A 22,924-nucleotide genomic window follows, 5' to 3' on the forward strand; every position below is an offset into this window, starting at 1 on the left:
CTACAACCTTAACAATTTTGTATAATTTTAGACTCCTTAGCAAATAAATGTAAATGTTCATTTATTTTCTATTAGGAGGCAAACCATTGAAAAAAGACCATAATGAAGAATTTGGAGAATTAAATGAAGGTAAAATAAAAAATAATGAATCTGGTGAAACGTTAACAACTCGACAAGGCCACCCTGTCTTTGATAATCAAAATATCCGAACAATCGGTGATCGTGGTCCAGCAACACTTGAAAATTATCATTTTATTGAAAAGATCTCCCACTTTGACCGGGAAGAAGTACCAGAGCGTGTCGTACATGCACGCGGATCTGGAGCATTCGGGTATTTTGAAACCTATGGAAAAGCAGGAGATGAACCGGTTGAAAAGTATACACGTGCAAAAGTTTTTTCCGGAGCAGGTAAAAAAACTCCATTAATGGTCCGTTTCTCTACAGTGGCAGGAGCAAAGGATTCACCTGAAACAGCACGCGATCCACGCGGCTTTGCTGTGAAAATGTATACGGAGGATGGAAACTGGGATCTTGTTGGGAACAATTTAAAAATCTTCTTTATTCGTGATGCGATGAAATTCCCTGATATGATTCACGCGTTCAAAGCCGATCCGGCTTCAAACGTTCCAAATCCTGAGCGGATGTTTGATTTTGTATCCAGAACTCCTGAAGCAACTCATATGATTACATTCTTGTTTTCTCCATGGGGTATTCCTGCTACATACCGTCATATGCAAGGTTCTGGTGTCAATACATATAAATGGGTGAATGCAGAGGGTAAAGCCGTACTGGTCAAATATCACTGGGAGCCCAAGCAGGGAATCCGAAATTTAACTCAAGAAGAAGCTGATTCCATTCAGGCTAAAAACGTTGGCCATGCAACACAGGATTTATATGAAGCCATTGAGCGTGGTGATTATCCGGAATGGGAGCTTTTTGTTCAAATTATGGAGGATGATTACCATCCTGAGCTCGACTTTGATCCTCTTGATGATACAAAGCTATGGCCTGAAGATAAGTTCCCATGGTTGCCTGTCGGACGCATGGTACTTGATCGTAATCCAAAGGATTTTCATGCGGAGATTGAGCAAGCTGCTTTCGGTACAGGTGTCCTTGTCGATGGAATGGACTTTTCAGATGATAAGATGTTACAAGGTCGTACCTTTTCTTACTCTGATACGCAACGCTATCGTGTTGGAGCAAATTATCTGAAATTACCGGTGAATGCACCAAAATCTCCTGTACACACAAATCAACAGCGAGGACAAATGGATGTACGTGACCCTGAAGAATCAGGTCCTAATCCACATATTAATTATGAGCCATCAATGCTCGGCGGCTTTAAGGAAGCAAGCACCGAAGGCCGGGCACCACACCGACCAACATATAATGCAGCGGCGATGACTGCCCCAATTGACCGCCCCAACAACTACGGTCAAGCAGGCCATACCTACCGCAGCCTTGAAGATTGGGAACGTGATGAATTAATTAAAAACTTATCGGATGCCCTAGCCATTTGTGATAAAAAAATTCAAGATGCAATGATCGAACACTTTACACAAGCGGATGAAGAATACGGTCGTCGTGTGAAGGAAGGTATCGAAATGAAAATGAGTAAAATGAAAGAAATGAAAGATGTGGAGCTTGATAAAGTACCCGGCCGTGAATCAGGTCAATCACGATATGGCCAAGGTACATTAGCAGCAAATGAAGCAACTGAAGATGCGGTAAAAAAAGGGCACGAAGCAGATCCTTATTAAAACTAAAGGACAGTTCCGTATATGGAACTGTCCTCTTTTCTTTATTTTTGATCTGCCGGATAAATTAGCCCAACTTGCTTACGAGCTTTTTCTAAAATTCTAGCAGTAATGATTGAATTTTGATGAGAGTTTAACTCAGATTGTTGAATATTTTCTGAGACTAATGAAATAAATTCCTTAGCTTCATAATACATACTCTCTGACACTTGTTCTCTTGTTATATCTTCAACTGTGCCGTCTTTGTACTGTATTTTCACACTTTCCGGGGTATGAATTTTATCAATGATGATGCTTCCGTTCTCTCCTTGTATCTCGGAAGGAACATAAGAATTCGTTATTTTCGAATACATGATCACAGCATCCATTTCCTCATACGAAAGAAGCAAACTTCCTTCTCCATCTACACCAGATTCCAGCATATAGCTGGATGCTTTTACTTCATTTGGCTCTCCGAATAATGCTACTGCAGGATACACACAATAGATACCAATATCCATTAATGATCCGTTCGAGAACTCTGGTTTAAAAGCATTTAACACAGTACCTTCCTTGTATTTATCATAGCGGGAAGAATATTGACAGTAGCTAGCAAAATATCGTCTAACCTTCCCAATCTTATGTAAGTTTTCTTTTATAGCAAGGAAATTAGGTAATTGTGTTGTTTTTAAAGCTTCCATTAAAACAACATTATTTTCCTTAGCAGCTGCAATCATTTTGCTTACTTCATCTGCATTTGAAGCAATCGGTTTTTCGCAGATAACGTGTTTTCCATTTTGCATACAAAGTACAGCTTGTGATGCATGCAATGAATTCGGGCTTGCAATATAGACAGCATCAAATTCGGGACTTTTTACAAATTCGTTTAAATCAGTATATGTATGTTCAGCACCATATTTATCAGCAAACTCTAAAGCTTTGTCATTTGTTCTTGAATAAACAGCTGCAAGTGAAAACTCTTCTACCTTACTAGCTGCTTGAATAAAGCTTTCTGTTATCCAATTTGTTCCAATAATACCGAATCGAACCATATTTATTACCCCCAAATGTAAGATCTTCTACGTGCAAGTATATCTTTTTTTTCAAAAAGAAAAAGCTTTTGTCATTTTTAATCGTTTTTCAAACGTTTTTCTAATGGATTTGTGAAAAATATGTCATAATAGATAATTGAGTAAAGGTTTGAATTACATACATACGTTTTTATAAAGGAGTAATGATAATGAAAAAACTTATTGCAATAGACCTCGACGGAACTTTGTTATCTTCCAATATTGATATTTCTCCTGAAAATATCAAAGCTATTCAAGCAGCTCAAGATGCTGGTCACATCGTGATGATTTGTTCCGGTCGTGCTCCGGAGGATATTAAAACTGTTATCAGCAAGACACCTCTTGAATGTCCGGTTGCAGGCAGTAACGGAACAATGGTTATTGCCGATGGTAAGCTTTTAAGTCAAATTTCAATCGAAAAGGATTTAGTTGAGAGTGTTACTGCCACTCTTAATGAAAAACAATACCCATTTAAAATATATTCAAATATAGGAATTTTTGTTGCCTCTACATGGTCTGAACGGATGCTTTCTTTCTTAGAGAAGAATAAAGATGTGCTGAATCATCTCACTGAAAAAGAGTACAAGCTAATGACAGAGCAGCCAAAAGAAACGGACAGTATTAAAATATTTGAAGATGTTAAGGAAGTACTTAGCATCGAAGACATTACCGTTCAAAAATTCTTTATTCCTACGATTTCTGGTAAAGATGATTTAATTGCATCTCTACAAGATCTTGAGGGCATTTCCATCACAACTTCCGGTCCATATAATATCGAAATCATGGACACGAACGGTCACAAAGGAAACGGTATCCGTGTGATGGCAGAATACTTTAATATTCCGATCGAAGACACTGTTGCGATCGGAGATAACTTTAATGATGTCCCAATGCTTGAAGCAGCAGGTTTATCAGTTGCAATGGGCAATGGTGACCCTACGATTAAAAAAATGGCAGATGTTGTAACACTTACAAACAATGAACATGGTGTTGCCCATGCTATTGAGAAATATGTTTTAGCGGAGAAATAATAGAAAGGAGCTAACAACAAATTTATTGTTAGCTCCTTTTCTATAATGTCACTCTTTGACTGAAGCATATTTATTTACGAGCTCACAACACGATAATAAACACGAGCTGTAAGTCCATACACGATGCCATACAATATCGTAAAAACAACAATTGTTCCAGCAGTGGTAAAGGCAAATAGGGATACATTGGTCAAGTTAAAAAGAGCTAGTAGCTTAGAAATAATTTTAAATGCAAATGCGATATGGATGACTGCCATTACAAGTGGCAAAAAGAAGACAATGAGTACTTGGCTTTGGATAGCACCCTTAATTTCCGAATTAGACAGTCCAACTTTTCGCATTATTTTGAAACGATGTTTATCATCGTATCCTTCAGAGATTTGTTTATAATAAACGATTAGCACTGTTGCCATAATAAAGAGACCGCCTAGGAAAATTCCGAGAAAGAAGAGGCCTCCATATAAAGAATAAAAGGATTCTTTTGAATGTTCACGTCCTTCCGAGTACCCGTCTATGGAATGTTCTTGCATGATTTTTTGAATATTCGTAGCTAAAGCAATCTCGTTTTCTCCTTTACCCTCTGCATCAAAACCTATATAGTAAGATAAATTCGTTGTATCACTATCAGGACCGTTAATGGAATGATTGAGAGTTTGTACGACACTTTCATCTGACACAACGATTCCATACGAATTAACCTGTAACTGTGAATCTTCTGACATACCTTCAACTGAGAATTCATCAATCCGTTCTTTAATATCAAATGAACTGCCTGCAATTTTAATAAAGTCACCCTCTACTTCACCATGAAAAGTAGATAATAAAACCTCATTCTGTTTTAATGTCACTGATTGATTTTCCAACCGATTATACTCACTTAATGGAATAATGTTTAATACAGAAAACTTATTAAATGATTTTTCTCCATGTCCTGGTGAAAATGAATGGTCATTCTGAATAGCAATAAGTGACAAATAACGGTAATGAATGTGATTTGTCATCTTAACCTGCTTCTCAGCTTCTGTCATAACCAAACTGTGTAGCTCATCTGAAGCTTCTTCCGAAAGATTATTTGCGGAAACCGTAATATCTTGAGGATACCGTGTGCGTAATAGATCTTCCATCCCGACATATAAAGAAACTGTTGATGAAAGCATCACTAGTACGAAAGTGGAGAGAACACAAATACTTGCCAAGCCTGCCGCATTTTGCTTCATTCGATAGATCATCCCGGATACACTAATAAAATGTCTGGTCTTGTAATAGAATGTTTTGTTTTTTCGTAGCATTTTCAAAAGAGTAATAGTTCCCGCAATAAATAAAGCATATGTGCCAAGTATGACAAGCACCACGGCTGTAAAAAACAAATTTAATGCGTTTAATGGTGATTCTGTCGTAAGGGCAATACAATATCCTATTGTAAGTAAAATGACTCCGCCTAACGTTAGAAGCCATTTTGTTTTCGGTTCTCTCTCTCCTACCTCTCCCCCTTTGATGAGTTCAATAGGATTTGCCAAGTGAATTTGCCTTAAATTGTTTAGAAGAGTTAGAATGAATATCCCAATAAACAACACTACTGTACCTAATAATGAATTCCATGAAATAACAAACCCAAGCGAAACCTTAAAGTGTAAGATTTTTAAGAGCGACAAAAACATAAGTTTACTCATCAATATCCCAGTGAGTAAACCAATTAATAAGCTTGTGAATGCAACAAATACTGCCTCCCACGCCATAACCTTTGCGATATGTTTTTTTTCCATACCTAGGATATTAAATAGACCAAATTCTTTTTTGCGCCGCTTTACAAGAAAGCTGTTTGTATAGAAAAGAAAGATGACTGAAAAGATCGCAACTACATAAGTCCCTAAATTTAGGATCGTTTTTAATGAATTTCCGCCAGCTATGTTGTCCAAGCCTTCGTTTAATGAAAGGAAATGCATAATATAGTACATGGAAATCGTCCCCATACACGTAAGAATGTAAGGATAATAGGTTTTACCATTTTTTCGAATATTGGTGATGGCCAACTTTACATAAAAGAACTTACTCATGATGAACACCACCTGTTGCAATGACATTCAACGTATTAGAAATCATCTGATACATTTCTTCATTCGACTTTCCTCCTTTATAAAGCTGATGGAACACAGCACCGTCTTTAATAAAAAGAACCCGATTCGCATGACTGGCCGCCTTTGTACTGTGGGTAACCATCAAAATCGTTTGTCCATCGTTATTAATCTCTGTAAAGATATGAAGCAGCCCTTCCGTGGAGTGGGAATCGAGAGCTCCTGTAGGTTCATCTGCAAGAATTAATTGAGGTTTTGTAATTAATGCTCTTGCAACCGCAGCCCGTTGTTTCTGACCACCTGAAACCTCATATGGGAATTTTTGTAGAATCGTATCAATACCTAGTTTTTTTGCGATTGGTATTAAAAGAGGACTCATTTCGTCGTATGTTTTACCAGATAGAACGAGTGGCATGAAAATATTGTCTTGTATTGAAAACGTATCAAGGAGATTAAAGTCTTGAAAAACAAAGCCGAGGTTTTCACGACGGAACATCGAAATGTCTTTTTCTTTAATAGAGACAATACTTTTACCATTTAATAAGACCTCCCCGCTTGTTGGTTTATCAAGTGCTGCCAAGATGTTTAGCAAGGTTGTTTTTCCTGATCCGGACTCGCCCATAATGGCAACATATTCACCTTTTTCAACTGAAAAGTTAACATTGGCTAATGCCTGAACATGATTTCTGCCGAACCGTGAAGTATATACTTTTTTTACATTCTTTGCTTCTAATATCATCATTGTTTTACCCTCCACATTTGATTTCATGTTCAGTATACAAAAGGGGAAAACATAGCTAACATAACTTTAGCTTACATTTCCCCTCTTAACCTTGCATTTTTGTAAGATTAGATTTTAATCCACCTTTATTTCATTTAATTGAAAATCAATGAATACTTTTGTACCCTTTCCCACATTAGATTGAATGCTGACCTGATGGCCAAGTGTCGCTAAAATTTGTTTGCAAAGATAGAGTCCGATTCCAGTTGATTTTTTGTCAGAACGTCCATTGTATCCTGTAAATCCTTTTTCAAACACACGCGGCAAATCTTCTTCTTCAATCCCAATTCCTGTATCCTCAATGACGAGTGTATTTTCTGAAGCAGGATCCATATAAATTAAAATACTGCCTTTTTTTGTATACTTAATAGCGTTTGATAGTAATTGTTCAATCACAAAGACCAGCCACTTCTCATCGGTTAAAACGTTGCGATCCAAATCTGACAATGAAAGCTGAATCTTTTTTCGAATAAACAGTTTTGCATATTTTCGAATTGCCTGTCTAACTAAATCATCCAACGAGTATTTTTTTAATAATAAATCAGATGTCATATTACCTAAACGTAAATATTGAAGAACCATTTCAACATACTGTTCAATCTTAAATAATTCAATGGACAACTCTTTATTTTGCTCGTTTTGCTCGTTTTCCTCGGACTGCAGGATTAAATCCATAGCAGCAATTGGCGTTTTTATCTGATGAGCCCATAAAATAAAGTAATCTTGTAAATTACTATGTACCTGGTCATTGCTTGATACGATATGCACCTTATCTTCATGCAGCAGTTTAATCAAGTCGTGATAACCTTTCTCTATCAGGTCTCTAGCTGTAGGCAAGGAATCCACTTGCAGAGTGATTGTTTTTCGGAGCTCAATTAACTGTTTATGACGTTTGTAATAGTTAATGAAATCTAACAAAATAAAAATGATCGCTACATATACACAGATGATAGATGAATAAATCACAGGTTCAACCGGCAGATTATATAGAGAAAGGACAACGGCAAAAATGCTAGTGAATAGAAAGAATACTAGATATTTTACAAGGTGACGTTTGAGATAAGAGATAATAAGTTTTCTCATCATTACTCCACCAAATATCCTAAACCTTTCTTTGTTTTAATAAAGCCTGTTAAGCCAAACTCATCAAGCTTTTTTCTAAGGCGTGTCACATTAACTGTTAGCGTATTATCATCAATAAATACATCTGTTTCCCATAGTCTAGTCATTAAAGCATCTCTCGTTACCGTTTTCCCTTTATTTTCAAGCAGAATATGGAGAATTTTAAAATCATTTTTCGATAGTTCAATTCTATTTTGCTGATAGGTAAGTGTCGAGTCACTTACGTTAAGAATGGCTCCTTTATGTTCCAGCAGGTGACTATTATTTGAAAAATCATATGTACGTCTTAGAAGGGCCTGTATTTTAGTAGTAAGAATATTAAGGTCAAATGGCTTTGGGATAAAATCATCGCCTCCCATATTAATTGCCATAACAATGTTCATATTATCAGCTGCTGAAGAAATAAAAATAATCGGTACTTTGGAAACTTTACGAATCTCGTTGCACCAATGAAATCCATTATAAAAGGTTAATGATATATCTAATAAAATGAGATGAGGATCATATTCAACAAATTGTGTTAGGACATGTTTAAGATCTTCCACACATTCGACTTCATACCCCCATGAAAGCAAGTGATTTTTTATCGACTTTGCAATAATGAAATCATCCTCAATAATTAGAATTTTGTACATAACAGAATCAACTCCGTAAGTAATTATGATTGTAAATATGAAAAGTCGTTGACCACTATTACTTTACCATAAAAATCCAAAAAAGATTTTATGATACTACTATTTAATCCGGAACGATGGTATACAAGGTCCTTCAAGATAACCAAAAAAGAGCTAACAAACATTGTTGTTAACTCTTCTTTCTACTAGGTATTTTTTTCATCTAATTCGGTTCAACATGAACATGTACATCATAAACTCCGTAATCATTTCTCATTACTTTTTCCACTTGAGTAGCTATATCATGGGCTTCCGTGATATCGAGTCTCGAATTTACTAAGATCACAACATCAACCACTTCATTGTTGCCGTAACTTCTTCCTTTGATCTGCTTTATCCCTTTGACACCATCAACTTTTCTTATTTGTTCGTCATAAATCAGTAATTTCTTTTCATCAAATCCATCTGATAATTCGTGTGAAGCCTGCATAAAGATATCAAATGCTGTTTTACAGATTAATACTCCTACAATAATAGCTGTTACCGTATCAATCCACGGCATGTTAAGCTGGGATCCAAAGATTCCTACGGCAGTCCCTATACTTACCCATGCATCAGAAATATTATCCTTTGCTGCTGCCATAACAGCCTTACTATTAATTTTCTCCGCTAATTTTTTATTATATAGATAGACAAAATACATGACGATTGCCGAAAAAACACCTACATATGCTGCCATTACATCAGGAGATTCATCTCTTCCTTGAACCAATCCTATACATGCATCAATTAAAACTTGTAGTCCGACAGTTGCCATAATAAAGGAAGCGACCATTGAGGCGATTGTTTCACTTTTCCAGTGGCCATATCGATGATTTTCATCAGGAGGTCTTTGTGAAAGCTTGAGTCCTATCAACACTGCAATAGATGCAATGATATCTGTTGTATTATTTAAACCATCTGCTCTTAACGCAGCTGAATTACTCATATATCCAATAATTAATTTTAAGACAGAAAGACAAATATAGGCGACTATACTGATGATTGCCCCGCGCTCTCCTAATTTAAGATCACTATATTTTTGCTCTTCCACTCGCATGTCCTCCTACTCTCATTTGCCTTGACTATAATATCAAACTGAGAAAGGGTGGGTCTAGAGCAATCTTTTTGTATGGATTTTACTTAATAAGCAGTGTACAACTAAGTTGAATTCGGGCAATTTATCGGCGGCTATGAAACTAATTTATCCTTGAGCACAAAGAAACGCCACCCCCTTTATTCATAGGGGTTTTGGCGTTTCGTTAGTGTTTGAAATATTTATACATGTAACGTTTTAGATTTCCGGTGTTGGAGTAGGCTCAGCATATCCCTCTTTATACATGTTATCGATTTTAGTTCGTATTTCTTTTATTGTTTTTCCTTCTTGGTAATCCACAATTGATTGTGCCGCTATTTCTAAACACACACCACACTTTGTTCCATGGTCGTCCCAAACAATAGCTCCGTTTTCTTTAACTTCATTAACAAAACAATCATAATTGCTTGTATGGTTTGCTGTTTCACCACAGCCACAATAACAAGGCATATTTTCCAACAACTCTTTATGTCCTGCAGCAGCTTGATAGATTGTTTGCATATCTTCTGTTTTCTCATTTAAGAAAGTAGGCAATACCTCTATACCAGCTGTTTCCTCTCGTATATCATTCACGACTTCATGTCCCTCATGTTGATCATGTGAAGATTCATGTCCACCTGTACTGGAGCATCCTGATAACATACCACCCAGCAAGGCGAACACTAGAATATTTCTTTTGCGCATGTTTTATCCCCCTCAATATATGGTACCTAGTTTATTTTAACACAGGAACAAAAGCGCAAGCGCCTTGATCAGCCTCAGGCAAATAAGACGCAAAGGAATAGAATACGTACTTTGTCTTCAATTCCTTTGTGGCTAGACCCAAGAGGGGCTAGGCGCTGGCAGTTTAAAAGCGCGACGTCCTGTCGCAAAAACTGCACTTGCACATCCTGTGCTTCGGAGCTGGACGTAGGGCATTTATCCACAGTTCAAAGAATTTTATAGTTTCCTAACGAAAAAAAGGACAGATTTAAAAAACTGCCCTTTACCTCTTTAATCATTTGTACATGGATCATTTTGACTAAAATGGCCTGATCTTGTGATCTTCGTTTGCAAGTACTTTTCGTTATACTCAGATCGATCTCCCCACAATGGTTTTCGCTCTGAAACATATAGTCCTGATTCTTTCAATGCTTCAAGCTTTTTGGGGTTATTTGTTATAAGAGTAACTGGTTTTGAACGCAATGCTTTTAGTACATGTATGGCATCCTCATAATTTCTAGAATCATCAACAAACCCAAGGTTTTCGTTTGCCTCTACAGTATCATAGCCATTCTCCTGAAGGATATAAGCCATTGCTTTACTGAACAAACCAATTCCTCTACCTTCATGATTTGCCAGATAAAATAAAGCACCTGTTCCATGATCAACAATCATTTTCATCGATTTCTTCAATTGAAATCCGCAATCACATCGCTTACTGCCAAAAATATCACCTGTATGACAAATAGAATGCATTCTAATAAGTGCTTCTTCTTCATCTTCAAAATTTCCGTACACTAAAACGCTTGATTGCTGAAGTTCTGCTAAATTGATGCTAGCTAGCTTTTCAATGATCTTCTCATAGTTTTCTGTCACTTCATCACAATTCAACCAGCAATACCAGTGAAATACGATGGTCTCTTCAAACAAATTAACAGGAAGTCGAATTGGCCCTACTAAATAAATGGCACCCTTTTGTGTTCTAATAAGTTGAATCTTATCCTGAAGCAAAGCTATTACATCTGATTTTAATTTCGTTTGTGTCAAATGCGTCTTCCTCCTTTATGTCCTATTTTATTTTGTGTTAAGAGGAGACTTTTTAATACGGTCAATTAACGGTAAGACGGATTTTATTTCCAGAAGGATCTGCTGTGATTATCACCTTATCAGCTCTTGTTACATCAAAGCCTAATTGTTGTAATTTTTGAGTGACATGGTCCCTTTCAATCTCACTTGGATACACGATTGTATAATCCACTAGACCAACACTTTTCTCGGAAGGCTGTGGTGCATCCACGCCATTCCAAACATTTAATCCGATATGATGATGATATTTTCCTGTTGAAATAAATAATGCTTGATTACCATAGTTACAAACAACTTCGAACCCGAGTCCTTCGCAGTAGAATTTCTTTGTTTTTTCAAGCTCTGACACATGTAGATGAATATGTCCCATTACTGTACCTTCAGGAAGCTTACTCCATTCATCCCTGCCACTCGCCAATAATCCTTCTACATCTATCGGGTCTGTTGACATTTCTACTTCACCATTATCCCAGTTCCACTGTGATGGAGAGCGGTCAACATATATTTCAATACCATTTCCATCAGGATCTGCTAAATAAAGTGCTTCACTAACAAGGTGGTCAGATCCTCCTTGTAATGGATACTTAACTTTCAGTAGATGTTTTAATACACTTCCTAAATCAGAGCGCGATGGAAGTAATAATGCAAAGTGATATAAACCTGTTGTTCGCGGTTGTTTTGGAATCACATCAGCGGGTTGTTCAATCTCTACTAGCGCTGTTTTTCCATCTGCTGTTAAAATGGCTCTTTTCTCTGATTGCTCAAGAATTTGGAATCCTATTATTTCCTGGTAAAAAGCCAAAGATCGATCCAGATCTAACACTTTTAAGCTAAGCTTAGATACAAAAGTAGTTGGATATTGATGAAACGACATGATGTTTCCTTCCTTTCAAAAAAGGACTACCCCATACGTCAGGAATGATTATTGATATATCCTGTATGTGGGATAGTCCCTATTACTTTCATTTATATTTTACTTAATTATGACTTTTTTTCACCATTTCCGCTACTGAAACTGTGCGTTTTGCCTGATGCTTAACAGCAGCTTGAACATCTTCAACCATGTTGCCATCCTGATCAACGGTTACACTTGTACCGTAAGGATTTCCACCAGCCGCAAATGTTACAGGGTCTGTATAGCCAGGAGCTGCTACGATTGCTCCCCAATGATACATCGTTGTGTATAAAGATAAAATAGTTGCTTCTTGTCCACCATGCGGATTTTGTGCAGAAGCCATCGCACTTACTACTTTATTGACAAGCTTTCCGTTAAACCATAGACCACCTGTTGTATCAAGGAAAGCTTTCATTTGAGCTGGCATGTTACCAAAACGGGTTGGAACACTAAAGATAATAGCATCTGCCCACTCAAGGTCATCCAATGTTACTTCAGGAACATTCTTTGTTTCCTCATGATGCTTTTTCCAAGCTGGATTAGACTCAACGGCTGATTGTGGCGCTGTTTCCGGTACTTTTAACACTTTAACTTCAGCACCAGCTTCTTTTGCTCCTGCCTCTGCCCACTGAGCTAATTGATAGTTAGTTCCTGAAGAACTGTAATAAATAACGGCGAGTTTCACATTTGACATACTTTCCATCTCCTTTTTGGAATCATTTTTAAATAGCTTTGATAAAAAACCCATATTCACCACACCTGTTCTCTCTTGTTGTTTACTTATAAAAGTCGGGTCATACTAAATTATACCCAGACCTTATCGTATTAAATCTTATATCTCTAATTCATTTATTATTAATTCGAGATTTATTGTATCAAGGTATTTATCTGTTGTCAAGGAACGGGGGGACAGGTCCCTCGTCCCAAATGGGACAGAGGACCTGTCCCCCCGTTCCATTCTTGTGGTACATTATTAGGAGAAAGCCTTTTGGAGTGATTGTGTTAATGACTATTTTAATTTTTTTACTTGCAGGCTTGGCTGAAATCGGTGGCGGGTACCTTATATGGTTATGGTTACGAGAAGGAAAGCCCTTCTATTTCGGTTTGAGTGGAGCAATAGCATTAGCCTTATACGGTGTAATTGCCACATTTCAATCCTTCCCTTCTTTCGGAAGAGTATACGCTGCTTATGGCGGTGTTTTTATCATTCTATCTGTGCTATGGGGATGGGGAGTTGATAAACAGACACCAGATAAATACGATTGGTTTGGTGCAGGTATTTGTCTTATAGGTGTCTCTGTTATGCTTCTTCCATCAAGACAATAGGGACAGAGAACCTGTCCCCCTGTTCCATAATGAAAGGAGACTTGTATGTTCCGGACTCAAAACATATATTTGTATTTATTTTTATATTTGATAAAATGGGCGGTTTTAGCAGGATTGGTCGGTTTGCTTGCGGGTTCTGCTTCTGCCTTTTTCTTAGTGAGTTTGGAATGGGCTGCTGAAACCCGTGAGACTTATTCCTGGTTTCTTTTTCTCCTTCCGTTTGGTGGAGTGCTTGTCAGTTTTTTGTATTGGAAATATGGGCTGAATTCTGCAAAAGGTAATAACCTCCTAATAGAGCAGGCGCATGGCGCATCGGAAAGCATTCCGTTTCGAATGGCTCCATTAGTGTTATTCGGTACCATTGTCACTCACCTGTTTGGTGGTTCTGCCGGGCGTGAGGGTACGGCTGTTCAGATGGGTGGAGCTTTCTCTGAACTGGTAGGAAAGATATTTAAATTAGATGAAGTTGATCGGAAAATAATCATTATTTGTGGAATTAGCAGTGGTTTTGGTTCTGTTTTTGGTACACCTTTAGCTGGTACTGTATTTGGCTTAGAAGTGCTGGCACTAGGTTTAATTAGACATGAAGCCATTTTCCCGGCTTTTATTGCTGCATTTGTAGGTGATATTGTCACGACCACTGTTTGGGGAGTTGGCCATCATCATTATGAAATTGGCACAATCCCTGCATTGACTGCTCTTTTATTACTTAAAATTCTTTTTGCTGCTATTTTATTTGGTCTAACAAGCACACTTTTTTCTGAACTCACTCACTGGTTGAAGAAACAGTATACAAAGCTATTTCCAAACCCAATGTTAAAAAGTTTTGTCGGGGGACTTGTTATTATTGGGCTTGTGTATATGGTGGGCACGAGGAAATATCTTGGCTTAGGGATCCCACTTATTGATGATGCGTTTGAAGGAGAGGTCTCACCTCTTACCTTTATTACAAAACTACTCTTTACTTCTCTTACCTTAGGCGCAGGTTATCAAGGTGGTGAGGTTACACCATTATTTGCTATCGGCTCAACACTTGGTAGTTCATTAGGTGACATCTTGCAAGTATCCATTCCGTTCCTGGCCGCTTTAGGTTTTATCGGGGTTTTCTGCGGAGCAACAAATACACCCATCGCATGCTTTATCATGGGAATTGAGCTTTTCGGATCAGAAGCCAGTTTGTATTTATTTCTTGTTTGTATTATTAGCTATTTATTCTCTGGGCACACAGGTATCTATACCTCGCAGCAAATTGGTGTGTCAAAAAGTAAACTGATACCAATTCATAAAAATGATACACTGCAATCTTTCAAATTAATTAAAAAAGGGAAATAGAAATAAGACATAAAGAAACTCCACTGTTCCTCTTAAACTGAGGGTGTGGAGTTTTTTATGTCTCGATTTTATTTATTCTAGCACTTCTAAATAATCTCCAACCATATTTTAATAGCCGTCGCAAAAATCAATAAAGCTAAAATAACTTGTAATACTTTTGTATTGACCTTCTTACCCGCCATCGCTCCAAGGGGTGATGCAATTAAACTAGCCATAACCATAATAGCTGCCGGAACGTAATCAACTTGCCCAGTCGTTATTTTTCCAACAGTAGCACCAATGGAAGAAATAAACGTAATAGCCAGAGATGAAGCGATCGTCATTCGAGTTGGAATTTTTAGTACAACTAGCATAATTGGGACTAGTAAAAATGCTCCTGCTGCCCCAACAATTCCTGCCCCTACACCAACGATTAAAGCTAAAATAGCTGCAAGCCATTTATTAAATTTCACTTGATCGAGTGGAATGTCATCAATTCCCTTTTTAGGAATAAACATCATCACAGCAGCAATGAAAGCTAAAATTCCATAGATTAAATTAATGCCTCCTTCAGACATTAATTTTGAACCATATCCTCCAATAAAGCTTCCTATGAGAATGCTGACTCCCATGTAGCCTATTAAGGTTTTATTTAAATATCCGCCTTTTCGATATGCCCAAACACCACCGATCGTCGCAAAAAATACTTGTACCGCACTAATCCCTGAAACCTCATGAGCACTAAAGGCTGCTAAACCAAATAGTGGCGGGATATATAATAGCATTGGATATTTGATAATAGACCCGCCGATTCCTAACATTCCTGAAATATATGAACCTATAAAACCTATTAGAAAAATTGTCATAATAAATCCTAATTCCATGTTTCTACCCTCCGATTTAGAAAAGGGAACCTACACTCGGTTCCCTTTATATTTCAGCCTTTTCTAAATTAACGAACCGCACAACGGTTTGGCCCGATTTCCATTTCACGCTGCTTTTCTTCATTCGGAGTGATTTTCCCCATATTTGTTTCACGAATTTCTTGATATGCATTTGGTTGTGGTGGTAAATTTTCAGTTACCAGCTTTCTAAATTCATTTTCGTCTTCGATATTTAAACCATGGTTTTCTGCAAATAACGTCCCTAACTTTTTAGCCACACTTCCATCTTCATTCAATTCTTCAATGATCATAAAGTGAGCAGGTAAAACAATCAGTTGCTCTGAAAGTTCTCTATAGCGTGTATATAAACTCTCTCTTAAATCTGCAACCCAATCTTCAGCCATTCCTGCTAAATCCGGTCTTCCAATTGAATCGATAAAGAGAGTATCTCCTGATAAAAGGTAAGATGAATCAACAACAAATGATGTTGAACCAATTGTGTGACCTGGTGAATATAAAGCATGAATATCAATAGCTGTATTTCCGATTGTCACTGTATTGCCGCCTTCTAGTGGGCTATATTCAAACGTTACCTCTGTTGCATCTTTTGGCGGCAGCCAGTATGTTGCACCAGTCGTTTCAGCGATGATGCGACCTCCTGAAATATGATCAGCGTGAAGATGAGTATCAAATACATGAGTAATGGTTGCACCAATCTCTTTTGCAAAATCAAGATAGGTAGCAGTCATTCGAGTTGAATCAATAATTGCCGCTTCACCATTTGAAATAACCATGTATGATAAACAGCCTTTACCTATACGAACAAACTGATAAATTTCTCCGCCATCTCTTAGATCGCCGATTTTCACAGGCTCTAAGTGTTCACTCCAAGCCTTCATACCACCTTGTAAATAAGAAACATCCACACCTTGTTCTGAAAGCATTTCTGCGACCATGATAGAAGAGCCTTCTTTCGCGCACACAACTAGAACTTCTATATCCGTAGGAATACTACCTAAGATTTCTTCAACACCATCAAGTAATTCAAAATATGGGATGTTTAAATAACCAACGTTTTCTCCTTCTATCTTCCAATCCTGAAAATCAGCTTCATTCCGAACATCAAGAATAAATAATGCTTCTTTATCAAAGACCTTTCTTGTTACTTCTTTTGAAGTCATTGCTTTTATAGTCATTCCAAATTACCCCCTAAGGTATATTTTGTTTTAAAAAAATTTTCACTTATTTAATGTAGACGTTAGACCTGACCAAGCACTCATACCTGGTACAACATTATTTACTTTTGTAAAACCTTTTTCAGCCAGTTTCTGTGATGCGAGATCACTACGGCTACCAGTTCGACATACGACATAAATGTCAGTTTCTTTATTCAATTCACTAATACGCTCTTCCAATTCCCCTAATGGAATCGAAATTGCGTTTGGAATATGGTTAAATGCATATTCTGCAGCTTCTCTTACATCTATTACCACAATGTTTTCGTTAGCTTCTAGTTTTTTCTCAAGTTCTTCGTTCGTTGTTACATGTGGATGTTTTGTTTCAACCATTTCTTCATCTGAAGATTTACGTAAATAATGCTTTAGAACATCCCCTTCTTCAAGTGTACCCAGATATTGATGACCAGAGCTTTTCGCCCATGCTTGGAGATCCGCCTTTGACCCTTTATCTGTTGCTTGAACTTCTAAGACCTGTCCTGCTTCGATTTCATTCATCGCTTTCTTTGTTCTAACAATTGGCATCGGGCATGCTAAACCTTTTGCATCTACTAATAAATCTGTTTTAATTGAGTTCATCTATTAAGTTCCTCCTAATTACCCATCTGGGTATATTTGCATTTAAAAAAATTAGTTTGTTTCGCCCTCCCAGTCAAGCATTCCACCAGTCATATTGATCACATTGAACCCATAACTCTCAAGAAATTGACAAGCACGACCACTTCTTCCGCCAGAGCGGCATACCATTATATATTCTTTCGTTTTATCTAACTCATTCATACGAAACTCCAATAATCCTAATGGAATATGAATGACACCAGGTATTTTCCCTGCTTCCACCTCTTCTACTTCTCTCACATCGATGATGTTTACATTTTGACCTTGAGTTAACATGTTTTCGACTTCTTTTGCCTTAAATTGTTTCATTTTTAAAATCCTCCTTTTATCTCCAGGCGCTCATACCGCCTTTTACATTTGTAACATGTGGAAACCCTAATTTTTTAAGTATCTTACTAGCCTTTTGGCTTCTCATCCCACTTTGACAAATGACAATTACTTCTTTGTCCTTTGATAATTCTTTTTTAGCTTTTTGACTCAGTTCGAGAAGCGGAATATTTTTAAATTCTTTAATGCGATTGCCATTATATTCACCAGGTGTTCTCACATCCACAAACTGCTTATTTTTATCTTTCAATTCATGTTTCAATTCAACTGTCGAAATCTGTCTAACTCCTTTAGAAGGAATGATTTTGTTCAGGATTAAAAATATAAAAAGAGCCATGACGATATAGTTCAAGTATTCCATTGGTTTCCTCCCTGCATACTTAGGGGAGTATTCCCCTATTCGTGTTAGATAAATAAGTTCACATTTCCTTCTTCTGCATCACCGAGGTATGCTGCAACACCTGCATAGTCAATGTTGTCTAATAGTTCTTCTTGTTGAAGACCAAGTAAGTCCATCGTCATCGTACATGCTACTAATTTGACTTCTTGTTCTTGTGCCATTTCGATTAAATTTGAAAGAGGCATGGCATTGTGCTTCTTCATTACGTCTTTAATCATTTTAGGACCAAATCCGGCAAAGTTCATTTTGGACAATCCCATTTTTTCTGCCCCTCTAGGCATCATTTTGCCAAACATCTTTTCCATAAACCCTTTCTTCACTTGGATATTTTCATCTTTACGTAAAGCATTTAATCCCCAAAAAGTGTGAAAGATGGTTACTTCATGATCATAGGCAGCTGCACCGTTCGCAATAATATAAGCAGCCATCGCTTTATCATAATCCCCACTGAATAATACAATCGTTGTTTTTTTCTTTTCTGTCAAAGTAGTTCCTCCTCTTACCCCTAAGGGTATAAAATTCATTAAAATTTTTTATCCCTTTTTAATCCAAAACTTTAGCACTTGATCTTCTTCCTCATGCATTAAAAATTCATGACCACCAGATTTAGCCCAGGCTGTTAAATCACTTTTTGCACCTTTATCTGTTACATGAATTTCTAAGATTTGACCTGATTCTAGATCATTCATTGCCTTTTTTGTTTTCACGATTGGCATTGGACATGCTAAACCTTTTGCATCTAATACTTTATCTATATTCATTCATAAATCCTCCTAGTTTTTAATTAGTACAGTTACCCCTACGGGTATATAATAATGTAAATAAAAGATGATGTCAACTCATTCATTATCGACTTTTAACAAGTAAATTTACGGCTTCTTTCACTAGCTCTTCTGTGTTGTGTTCTCCTGTTTCTTCTGCATGTCGAACACATTCTACTAAATTTGAACTAACAACAACGCCGATTGTTCGATCAATTGCTGTTCTTGCTGCAGATAACTGTGTGATAACTTCCTTACAATTTTTTCCTTCTTCCATCATTCTTAAAATACCTCTAAGTTGTCCCTCAATGCGCTTTACTCTATTTTTCATTTGATCAGTATACTCCAACTACAAAAACCTCCTTTAACAAAAAATTTCTGATTTTAATTGGTTTTCCATTCTTATTCCTTTGCGGGATGTCATCTTGTATCCAACTACCTTAAATCCCTTATTACGAAGAATTCGAACCCCAATATTTCTTTCCATACAATTCGAGGCTACGACTATTAATTCATGATTGGGAATTTCACTGTAGTATCTTTTAAGGTAGGCAATTGGAATATTCATTCCTATATCGATAGGATCTTTATATGATTCGTTATAATCCCTTAAATCTATTACATAAGAATTGTTTGACTCTATTTTATTTATATCAATTTCATTCAATCCAAAAACGGGAAAATATCTAAAAAATAAGACATGCATGATACTTATTAGCACAAATAAACTGACGATCACCATGTGAAAAGCTCCTCCCTTTTTTGTAGCAAGGAACAACTTACAAGATTCATATTATACCACTAGGGGTATAATGTCAACACCTCATATTTATTTTTTCCTCCAGCTTTTGAAGTAGTTAAATAAATCATTATTCCAAAATACAGATTCAATAAGGAAGGGTAACAATGTTTACCCCTCTCCTTCATATAGGATGTTACTTTAACTTTGAATGCTTTTATTAATACATTGAATCAATCTTTCCTCAATATCCTTAGCAAGTCTTTTTATTTCTTCATTATTTATTAAATTTATTAAAGCTGTAGGTCTTGGCATTCCGATTTTTGTTTTACCATTGTCACGATAAACAACAATTTTACATGGTAGAAAATAACCAACTAATAAATTTTCTTTCAATACTCTTTCAGCTTCATGTGGATTACAAACTTCTAAAACGAGATAATCTGTTTCAAACTTCAATCCTTTCTCTTTAAGCTTTTCTTTAATATCAAACATCCATAATACCCCAAATTTCTCTTCCTTTAGCTTTAATTCAAGACTAGATATGGCTTCGTTTATATTTTTAGTTGTTGTAACAGTATAATCGAACAATTGAAACAATCCCTTCTCTTTTGGACTTTTTCATAATTTACCCGAAAGTCTCCAAAAGAATAATTTTTGCGATCAATACTTATTCAGATACTTCTACTCAGAACGGCAAGGAGCAAGTAAATTTAACTGATATAGAAAGAAAGTCGGTTTGGAATGATTTGCATTAAATTTGTAAACTCTAAGTTTCAGAGGTGAAATACATGGCTGAACATTATGAGGTAATTTTACGGTCAATCACATCCTTTATTCTTCTCCTGATCGGGGCACGAATTCTAGGCAAACAAACCATCTCACAAATGACAATGTTTGATTTTATTGCTTCCATTTCTATGGGTGCTATTGCTGCAAACTTAGCATTTAATACATCAATTAAGGTTCATCATACGATTCTTGCTTATTGCATTTTTGTCGCCGTCATTTTTTTTATTGCCCTTATTTCACTAAAAAACCGTAAAGGAAGGAAATTTTTTGCCGGTGATCCAACGATTGTCATACAGAATGGAAAGATCTTAGAAAGAAATATGAATAAAATGCGTTATACACTAGATTATTTAAATCAACAGCTAAGGGAAAAAGACACATTTAATATCGAAGAAGTTTTATTTGCCATTGTTGAGACGAATGGAACATTAACGGTACTTAAAAAACCGCAATTTAGGAATGTAACGAGACAGGATTTATCGGTTGCAGCAGCTCCTGAACAAAGACTACCTATTGAGCTAATTATGGATGGTGAAATCATTAAAGAAAATCTTGAGCAAAACAACCTAACTCAAAATTGGTTACAATTAGAATTAGAAAAACGAAAATTAACTAAAAATGATGTGGTTTATGCAGTATTAGCTGCTAATGGAAATATGTATGTTGATACGTTCAAGGACTATATTCATTCTCCTATTGACCAGGAATAACTTATCTCAGGAAAGCATGATAGGAGGAATACACTTCCAATTAGCCTTCCCTGAGATATGACACTCCTAATTTCTTGCTTGCCCTCTTTTAAATGCTTCTAGATGATTTAAAGAAGCATTGCGTAGCTGTGTAAAGACTGCTTTCACATCATTAGGAATCTCTTGTGATATGAATTTATCATACATAGCAATATTTTCAATTTCACCTTGAACACCAGCAGAATAGGCTGACTTTATGTTTGAAGGTGTTGTTACGTATGGACTTGAATTATCTTCTGGAATAGACACTTGATATCGTTCAAAAAGTGGTAATAGTGCACTTATATGCCTCAATTCTGCTTCTTTTATTCGGGTAAATGTACGGATATTTCCGAATGTCTCTAATATGTTTTTATACCGTGCCTGTGCTAAATATTCATCTTGGAGAGCATAGGTTAGCATACTGGGTAAGGTCAGTGTTGATACACTCAAAGCCCCTTTTGCACCATAATTTTCACCTTGTCGATCTAATGTCTTATTTACTTTTTGTAAAAAAATAAAAACCAAACAGCATGATTTTGCTCATCAGCTGCTGCCCGTCTAAATCTTTCTTTAATAAAAGGATCTTGAGCTTGATCAGCAATATCTAAATAAAAATCAACCGCTCCCTGCTCATCTTTAAATGCAAATTCAATTCCTTCTCTAAACTTTCCTGGACATTCTTCACTGATTTTATAGGTTGGCTGTTTACCTGTTACATTTGTGTAAATTCTACTGAATTCTTCAAGATGTCGTTTCTCATCTTTTTGTATCTCTAAAATTTGCTTTCTTATGTCCTGGTTAGGTGCCAATTTAGCTAATTTTTCATAACAAGAAATGGCACTGTATTCGGCATTGATTGCTTTCTGAATATCCTTTAAGAGCCTTTTATCATTTGTATTCCGATGATACCCATTATGAAATGGAACATATTGATAGGTGGGATTATATATGTACATGATTGTCCTCCTCAAACATAAAATGTCAACTTATCATATGCTTCATGGAAAAGCTGTTGTGCAAGGCCCATTCTATTTTTGATTCGTGATTGTCTAAATGTGCAGATTCAAAGGAGTTGATAAAACTACGTTTCTTTAAAAATTTGGACGGGTACTATTATTTATGTGAAAAATAAGGAGGTAATGTCAAATGTTAACTCAACAATTTAAGGAATGTATTCAGGCATGCTTAGAGTGTATGGAGGCTTGTAATACTTGTTATCATGCCTGCCTAAAAGAAGATGATGTAACTATGATGTCAAACTGTATCCGTCTGGACAGGGAGTGTGCCGATATTTGCGGTTTTGCAGTAAAAGCTATGCAATCGAATAGTCCTTTTGCTGAACAAATTTGTAAGCTATGTGCCGATATTTGTGAGGCATGTGGTCAAGAGTGTCAGAAACATGAACATGACCATTGCAAAAACTGTGCCGATTCTTGCTTTAAATGTGCTGAAGCATGTCGACAAATGGTTTCATAAGCAGCACTAGAAATTGAACAATCTAAGGTTTATAGTCAAAGAGCAAAGCGTGATTAGCTTTGCTCTTTTATTTCTGCATA

The 22,924-nt window shown here is 36.5% G+C and carries 28 protein-coding genes; 6 read left to right on the forward strand and 22 right to left on the reverse strand.

Annotated elements, in window-relative coordinates:
• Nucleotides 1-53 precede the first annotated feature (53 nt).
• The gene (locus AC0L8O_RS19020; protein ID WP_473444534.1) at nt 54-1,760 is read left to right on the forward strand and encodes a catalase; all 1,707 of its coding nucleotides are present in this window, start codon (nt 54-56) and stop codon (nt 1,758-1,760) included.
• A 41-nt stretch (nt 1,761-1,801) separates the two neighbouring features.
• On the opposite strand, the gene AC0L8O_RS19025 is transcribed toward AC0L8O_RS19020, so the two are convergent.
• Nucleotides 1,802-2,788 carry a Gfo/Idh/MocA family protein gene (locus AC0L8O_RS19025; protein WP_473444536.1) on the reverse strand — a complete coding sequence of 329 codons (987 nt, stop codon included), beginning with the start codon at nt 2,786-2,788 and terminating at the stop codon, nt 1,802-1,804.
• A gap of 182 nt (nt 2,789-2,970) precedes the next feature.
• Between AC0L8O_RS19025 and AC0L8O_RS19030 the strand changes: the two genes are divergently transcribed.
• Nucleotides 2,971-3,837: a Cof-type HAD-IIB family hydrolase gene (locus AC0L8O_RS19030; RefSeq protein WP_473444538.1), complete on the forward strand. Its 867-nt coding sequence runs from the start codon at nt 2,971-2,973 to the stop codon at nt 3,835-3,837.
• A gap of 74 nt (nt 3,838-3,911) precedes the next feature.
• Here the strand turns inward: AC0L8O_RS19030 and AC0L8O_RS19035 are convergent, their stop codons facing one another.
• The 9 genes from AC0L8O_RS19035 to wrbA all read right to left on the reverse strand — a co-directional run bounded on the left by AC0L8O_RS19035 (nt 3,912) and on the right by wrbA (nt 12,992).
• Nucleotides 3,912-5,891, reverse strand: coding sequence for an FtsX-like permease family protein (locus AC0L8O_RS19035; protein ID WP_473444540.1), 1,980 nt, complete (start codon nt 5,889-5,891; stop codon nt 3,912-3,914).
• Entirely contained in the window at nt 5,884-6,648 is a 765-nt protein-coding gene (locus AC0L8O_RS19040) for an ABC transporter ATP-binding protein (RefSeq protein WP_473449032.1), read from the reverse strand. The genes AC0L8O_RS19035 and AC0L8O_RS19040 overlap by 8 nt, the downstream gene beginning before the upstream one ends.
• Nucleotides 6,649-6,765: 117 nt before the next feature.
• Nucleotides 6,766-7,776: a sensor histidine kinase gene (locus tag AC0L8O_RS19045; protein WP_473444542.1), complete on the reverse strand. Its 1,011-nt coding sequence runs from the start codon at nt 7,774-7,776 to the stop codon at nt 6,766-6,768.
• A complete protein-coding gene (locus AC0L8O_RS19050) occupies nt 7,776-8,447 on the reverse strand; it encodes a winged helix-turn-helix domain-containing protein (protein ID WP_473444544.1) in 672 nt (223 codons plus the stop codon). Before AC0L8O_RS19050 ends, AC0L8O_RS19045 begins: the two co-directional genes overlap by 1 nt.
• A gap of 202 nt (nt 8,448-8,649) precedes the next feature.
• Nucleotides 8,650-9,519, reverse strand: coding sequence for a cation diffusion facilitator family transporter (locus AC0L8O_RS19055; RefSeq protein ID WP_473444546.1), 870 nt, complete (start codon nt 9,517-9,519; stop codon nt 8,650-8,652).
• Between the two features lie 240 nt (nt 9,520-9,759).
• A complete protein-coding gene (locus AC0L8O_RS19060; RefSeq protein WP_473444548.1) occupies nt 9,760-10,245 on the reverse strand; it encodes a PCYCGC motif-containing (lipo)protein in 486 nt (161 codons plus the stop codon).
• A gap of 309 nt (nt 10,246-10,554) precedes the next feature.
• On the reverse strand, nt 10,555-11,310 hold the full coding sequence (locus tag AC0L8O_RS19065; protein ID WP_473444550.1) for a GTP cyclohydrolase II: 756 nt from the start codon (nt 11,308-11,310) through the stop codon (nt 10,555-10,557).
• A 61-nt stretch (nt 11,311-11,371) separates the two neighbouring features.
• Nucleotides 11,372-12,223, reverse strand: coding sequence for a VOC family protein (locus AC0L8O_RS19070; protein ID WP_473444551.1), 852 nt, complete (start codon nt 12,221-12,223; stop codon nt 11,372-11,374).
• A 103-nt stretch (nt 12,224-12,326) separates the two neighbouring features.
• Nucleotides 12,327-12,992, reverse strand: a complete 666-nt coding sequence (gene wrbA, locus AC0L8O_RS19075; protein WP_473444553.1) for an NAD(P)H:quinone oxidoreductase — start codon at nt 12,990-12,992, stop codon at nt 12,327-12,329.
• 257 nt (nt 12,993-13,249) lie between these two features.
• On the opposite strand from wrbA, the gene AC0L8O_RS19080 reads away from it, so the two are divergent.
• Complete coding sequence (locus tag AC0L8O_RS19080; protein WP_473444556.1) at nt 13,250-13,570, forward strand: YnfA family protein; 321 nt, start codon at nt 13,250-13,252, stop codon at nt 13,568-13,570.
• Between the two features lie 45 nt (nt 13,571-13,615).
• Nucleotides 13,616-14,902 carry a voltage-gated chloride channel family protein gene (locus AC0L8O_RS19085; protein ID WP_473444558.1) on the forward strand — a complete coding sequence of 429 codons (1,287 nt, stop codon included), beginning with the start codon at nt 13,616-13,618 and terminating at the stop codon, nt 14,900-14,902.
• A gap of 86 nt (nt 14,903-14,988) precedes the next feature.
• On the opposite strand, the gene AC0L8O_RS19090 is transcribed toward AC0L8O_RS19085, so the two are convergent.
• The 10 genes from AC0L8O_RS19090 to AC0L8O_RS19135 all read right to left on the reverse strand — a co-directional run bounded on the left by AC0L8O_RS19090 (nt 14,989) and on the right by AC0L8O_RS19135 (nt 20,436).
• Nucleotides 14,989-15,765, reverse strand: a complete 777-nt coding sequence (locus AC0L8O_RS19090; protein ID WP_473444560.1) for a sulfite exporter TauE/SafE family protein — start codon at nt 15,763-15,765, stop codon at nt 14,989-14,991.
• 68 nt (nt 15,766-15,833) lie between these two features.
• Nucleotides 15,834-16,961 carry an MBL fold metallo-hydrolase gene (locus tag AC0L8O_RS19095; RefSeq protein ID WP_473444562.1) on the reverse strand — a complete coding sequence of 376 codons (1,128 nt, stop codon included), beginning with the start codon at nt 16,959-16,961 and terminating at the stop codon, nt 15,834-15,836.
• A 42-nt stretch (nt 16,962-17,003) separates the two neighbouring features.
• A complete protein-coding gene (locus AC0L8O_RS19100; protein WP_473444564.1) occupies nt 17,004-17,579 on the reverse strand; it encodes a sulfurtransferase TusA family protein in 576 nt (191 codons plus the stop codon).
• A gap of 51 nt (nt 17,580-17,630) precedes the next feature.
• Entirely contained in the window at nt 17,631-17,927 is a 297-nt protein-coding gene (locus AC0L8O_RS19105; protein ID WP_473444566.1) for a rhodanese-like domain-containing protein, read from the reverse strand.
• Between the two features lie 16 nt (nt 17,928-17,943).
• Complete coding sequence (locus tag AC0L8O_RS19110; protein WP_473444568.1) at nt 17,944-18,306, reverse strand: rhodanese-like domain-containing protein; 363 nt, start codon at nt 18,304-18,306, stop codon at nt 17,944-17,946.
• 44 nt (nt 18,307-18,350) lie between these two features.
• Nucleotides 18,351-18,830, reverse strand: a complete 480-nt coding sequence (locus AC0L8O_RS19115) for a DsrE/DsrF/DrsH-like family protein (RefSeq protein WP_026561180.1) — start codon at nt 18,828-18,830, stop codon at nt 18,351-18,353.
• Nucleotides 18,831-18,878: 48 nt separating this feature from the next.
• Nucleotides 18,879-19,106, reverse strand: a complete 228-nt coding sequence (locus tag AC0L8O_RS19120) for a sulfurtransferase TusA family protein (RefSeq protein ID WP_026561179.1) — start codon at nt 19,104-19,106, stop codon at nt 18,879-18,881.
• Nucleotides 19,107-19,191: 85 nt separating this feature from the next.
• Entirely contained in the window at nt 19,192-19,455 is a 264-nt protein-coding gene (locus AC0L8O_RS19125; RefSeq protein ID WP_473444570.1) for a metal-sensitive transcriptional regulator, read from the reverse strand.
• Nucleotides 19,456-19,470: 15 nt separating this feature from the next.
• On the reverse strand, nt 19,471-19,848 hold the full coding sequence (locus AC0L8O_RS19130) for a rhodanese-like domain-containing protein (protein WP_473444572.1): 378 nt from the start codon (nt 19,846-19,848) through the stop codon (nt 19,471-19,473).
• Nucleotides 19,849-20,046: 198 nt separating this feature from the next.
• Nucleotides 20,047-20,436, reverse strand: coding sequence for a DUF302 domain-containing protein (locus tag AC0L8O_RS19135; RefSeq protein WP_473449034.1), 390 nt, complete (start codon nt 20,434-20,436; stop codon nt 20,047-20,049).
• A 200-nt stretch (nt 20,437-20,636) separates the two neighbouring features.
• Between AC0L8O_RS19135 and AC0L8O_RS19140 the strand changes: the two genes are divergently transcribed.
• Nucleotides 20,637-21,347, forward strand: a complete 711-nt coding sequence (locus tag AC0L8O_RS19140; RefSeq protein WP_473444574.1) for a DUF421 domain-containing protein — start codon at nt 20,637-20,639, stop codon at nt 21,345-21,347.
• A gap of 66 nt (nt 21,348-21,413) precedes the next feature.
• Here the strand turns inward: AC0L8O_RS19140 and AC0L8O_RS19145 are convergent, their stop codons facing one another.
• Nucleotides 21,414-21,893, reverse strand: coding sequence for a ferritin-like domain-containing protein (locus AC0L8O_RS19145; RefSeq protein WP_473444576.1), 480 nt, complete (start codon nt 21,891-21,893; stop codon nt 21,414-21,416).
• Nucleotides 21,866-22,324: a ferritin-like domain-containing protein gene (locus AC0L8O_RS19150; RefSeq protein WP_473444578.1), complete on the reverse strand. Its 459-nt coding sequence runs from the start codon at nt 22,322-22,324 to the stop codon at nt 21,866-21,868. The genes AC0L8O_RS19145 and AC0L8O_RS19150 overlap by 28 nt, the downstream gene beginning before the upstream one ends.
• A 190-nt stretch (nt 22,325-22,514) precedes the next feature.
• Between AC0L8O_RS19150 and AC0L8O_RS19155 the strand changes: the two genes are divergently transcribed.
• On the forward strand, nt 22,515-22,844 hold the full coding sequence (locus AC0L8O_RS19155) for a four-helix bundle copper-binding protein (protein WP_473444580.1): 330 nt from the start codon (nt 22,515-22,517) through the stop codon (nt 22,842-22,844).
• Nucleotides 22,845-22,924 lie beyond the last annotated feature (80 nt).

Source organism: Metabacillus sp. KJ11-3, assembly GCF_055808295.1.

Coding starts and splice junctions, on each gene's coding strand:
- AC0L8O_RS19095 (WP_473444562.1), bottom strand. CDS start 16,961: ATGACTATAAAAGCAATGACTTCAAAAGAAGTAACAAGAAAGGTCTTT.
- AC0L8O_RS19025 (WP_473444536.1), bottom strand. CDS start 2,788: ATGGTTCGATTCGGTATTATTGGAACAAATTGGATAACAGAAAGCTTT.
- AC0L8O_RS19030 (WP_473444538.1), top strand. CDS start 2,971: ATGATAATGAAAAAACTTATTGCAATAGACCTCGACGGAACTTTGTTA.
- AC0L8O_RS19060 (WP_473444548.1), bottom strand. CDS start 10,245: ATGCGCAAAAGAAATATTCTAGTGTTCGCCTTGCTGGGTGGTATGTTA.
- AC0L8O_RS19080 (WP_473444556.1), top strand. CDS start 13,250: ATGACTATTTTAATTTTTTTACTTGCAGGCTTGGCTGAAATCGGTGGC.
- AC0L8O_RS19105 (WP_473444566.1), bottom strand. CDS start 17,927: ATGAAACAATTTAAGGCAAAAGAAGTCGAAAACATGTTAACTCAAGGT.
- AC0L8O_RS19110 (WP_473444568.1), bottom strand. CDS start 18,306: ATGGAATACTTGAACTATATCGTCATGGCTCTTTTTATATTTTTAATC.
- AC0L8O_RS19085 (WP_473444558.1), top strand. CDS start 13,616: ATGTTCCGGACTCAAAACATATATTTGTATTTATTTTTATATTTGATA.
- AC0L8O_RS19155 (WP_473444580.1), top strand. CDS start 22,515: ATGTTAACTCAACAATTTAAGGAATGTATTCAGGCATGCTTAGAGTGT.
- AC0L8O_RS19100 (WP_473444564.1), bottom strand. CDS start 17,579: ATGAACTCAATTAAAACAGATTTATTAGTAGATGCAAAAGGTTTAGCA.
- AC0L8O_RS19040 (WP_473449032.1), bottom strand. CDS start 6,648: ATGATATTAGAAGCAAAGAATGTAAAAAAAGTATATACTTCACGGTTC.
- AC0L8O_RS19050 (WP_473444544.1), bottom strand. CDS start 8,447: ATGTACAAAATTCTAATTATTGAGGATGATTTCATTATTGCAAAGTCG.
- AC0L8O_RS19020 (WP_473444534.1), top strand. CDS start 54: ATGTTCATTTATTTTCTATTAGGAGGCAAACCATTGAAAAAAGACCAT.
- AC0L8O_RS19045 (WP_473444542.1), bottom strand. CDS start 7,776: ATGATGAGAAAACTTATTATCTCTTATCTCAAACGTCACCTTGTAAAA.
- AC0L8O_RS19140 (WP_473444574.1), top strand. CDS start 20,637: ATGGCTGAACATTATGAGGTAATTTTACGGTCAATCACATCCTTTATT.
- AC0L8O_RS19090 (WP_473444560.1), bottom strand. CDS start 15,765: ATGGAATTAGGATTTATTATGACAATTTTTCTAATAGGTTTTATAGGT.
- AC0L8O_RS19070 (WP_473444551.1), bottom strand. CDS start 12,223: ATGTCGTTTCATCAATATCCAACTACTTTTGTATCTAAGCTTAGCTTA.
- AC0L8O_RS19150 (WP_473444578.1), bottom strand. CDS start 22,324: ATGTACATATATAATCCCACCTATCAATATGTTCCATTTCATAATGGG.
- AC0L8O_RS19130 (WP_473444572.1), bottom strand. CDS start 19,848: ATGGTGATCGTCAGTTTATTTGTGCTAATAAGTATCATGCATGTCTTA.
- AC0L8O_RS19035 (WP_473444540.1), bottom strand. CDS start 5,891: ATGAGTAAGTTCTTTTATGTAAAGTTGGCCATCACCAATATTCGAAAA.
- wrbA (WP_473444553.1), bottom strand. CDS start 12,992: ATGGGTTTTTTATCAAAGCTATTTAAAAATGATTCCAAAAAGGAGATG.
- AC0L8O_RS19120 (WP_026561179.1), bottom strand. CDS start 19,106: ATGAATATAGATAAAGTATTAGATGCAAAAGGTTTAGCATGTCCAATG.